Annotated in this window: 1 protein-coding gene; it reads right to left on the reverse strand. The window is 39.7% G+C overall.

The genetic code is table 11. The annotated features are described in order from the left end of the window. Positions 1–568, reverse strand: a 568-nt coding sequence (locus tag GB993_RS11640) for a hypothetical protein (RefSeq protein WP_431188886.1), incomplete at its 3' end; no start/stop codon positions are given. Positions 569–834: the final 266 nt, after the last annotated feature.

Consider the following 834-nt stretch of genomic DNA (forward strand, 5'->3'; position numbering starts at 1 on the left):
CCAGTGATTGCAATTTAGCACTGTTACTCGAAACACTTTGAGAAGCACTTCCTGTATTAATACTAGTCTCGCTTGTAGCCGATGTAGCTCTGGATGTAGTAGCGGATTTATCGTCTCCGTTTGCCTCACTACTTGATTGACTTTCAACTGAAACTGCCTTGAAATCAGAACCGCTATTCACAGCCGCGTCAGTCGATGATTCTGAACTCGACAAGCTTGCGCCAACAGAACTTGAGCTACCCGCATTAGAACTTACTGCTGAGTCAGATTCTATTGACGATGTGTCAACATTTTTACCTTTTAAACTGCTGCTAAACTGAGAACCACTGGCAGACTTCGCACCATCTACTTCCTCTACTGTAGATACCTGGCTCATTTGGCCGACAGAAGACGCATTCTTGGACAAACTAACTTGCTTGGCCTGAGCAGTTAGGCTGATTGAGTTGGCTCCTTCTTCTGTCTGATTAATGCTATTATTTGCAGTTACATTCTGAATATTTGCTGATACTCCGAACATAATTGCAGAGAACAGCACAATACCTGTTCTAATTATTCCTTTCGATTCCATACTGAACCCCATTCCTCCAAAAAAATTAAACTAACCATTAATTAAACTAACACAAAGATACTATGAGAGTATGTCACCCAGTTTACAAAACAGAGACTCAATATTCCAACTAAAAATCATTTAGTCAGCCTGCAGCCCAACACAAATTTTAAAGTGATTTTATCTTTTTAAGGTAGATTGTAAAATTAATCCGAACGCTGTTCGGACAAAAAAGATCAGCTTCCTTTAAAATGGTGTTTACCACAAACCCATTTTTTAGGAGCTGA

The organism is Furfurilactobacillus milii (assembly GCF_009864005.1).
GTDB lineage: Bacteria > Bacillota > Bacilli > Lactobacillales > Lactobacillaceae > Furfurilactobacillus > Furfurilactobacillus rossiae_B.